The sequence below is a fragment of the Leisingera sp. F5 genome, assembly GCF_001593695.1.
The window spans coordinates 1-1,013 of the sequence record NZ_LUKH01001465.1; the positions used below are offsets into that span (position 1 = coordinate 1).

Annotated in this window: 1 protein-coding gene and 1 pseudogene; both read right to left on the minus strand. The window is 64.0% G+C overall.

The window, feature by feature from the left end; all coding sequences use genetic code 11:
- On the minus strand, nucleotides 1-608 hold a 608-nt coding region (locus A2I95_RS42295; RefSeq protein ID WP_291738203.1), incomplete at its 3' end, for an alpha/beta hydrolase fold domain-containing protein.
- Nucleotides 608-1,013 (minus strand): annotated as a pseudogene (locus tag A2I95_RS42300) (glutathione synthase); the annotation flags it as partial. The gene A2I95_RS42295 and the pseudogene A2I95_RS42300, both read right to left, overlap by 1 nt.

The window sequence follows — 1,013 nt, forward strand, 5'->3', positions numbered from 1 at the left end:
GCTTCCTTCATCCGCCCTGCCGGGATGATCACATCCCTGGAGCGATTGACCTCAATACTTGCCCCGCTCAGCGTCAGATCGCACCAGGGGGAAAAGGCCACAAGGCCGGCGGGGCGTTCCCCTTCCCCCAGCAGAGCGGCGAGCAAGGCCAGCGCCAGCCCGCCGCCGGCACTGTCGCCTGCCAGCAGGATATCGGCAGCGGCATAGCCCGACCGGCGCAGATGCTGCCAGGCTGCCAGGGCATCTTCAAACGCAGCCGGAAAAGGCGCATCTTGCAGCAGCCGGTAATCGGGCACCGCAATTTCCAGCCCCGTGGCCAGGGACAGGCGGGACAGCATCCCCTGATAGGCACGGGCGCTGCCTGCCAGATAGGCGCCGCCATGCAGGAACAGAATGATCTGCCTGCGGTGCGTCCGGCCCACTGAAATCAGGTTCAGCGGCACCGGTGCGGGCCGCGGCAGCAGCCGGGTGAAGGGCACTGCAGGGTAAAGCCGCGGCGCCATCAGCTCAAACACCCGCCGCGCCAAATCGGGGCTGCTGGTGCGCTGCAGCGCCGGTTTCATACCATAGCGCATCCATGCGTTAATGGCCCGGCGCTGCCAGCTCATCAACTGACCTTGGCTTCAATCGCCTGCCAGACTTTTTCGGCTATATTCACCCCGTCAAAGCGCTCCAGCTCCTGAATGCCGGTCGGCGAGGTCACGTTGATCTCGGTCAGGTAGTCGCCGATCACGTCGATGCCTACAAAGATCTGGCCCTTTTCGCGCAAAAGCGGGCCGATGGCGGCACAGATTTCCAGGTCGCGCTCGCTCAACCCGATTTTCTCGGGGCGTCCGCCCACATGCATGTTCGATCGGGTCTCGCCTGCGGCAGGCACCCGGTTGATGGCGCCGACCGGTTCGCCGTCAACCAGGATCACCCGTTTATCGCCATTGCTGACGTCGGGCAGAAACTTCTGCACAATCAGCGGCTCGCGGCTGAAACCGGTGAACAGTTCATGCAGCGAGGTGAGG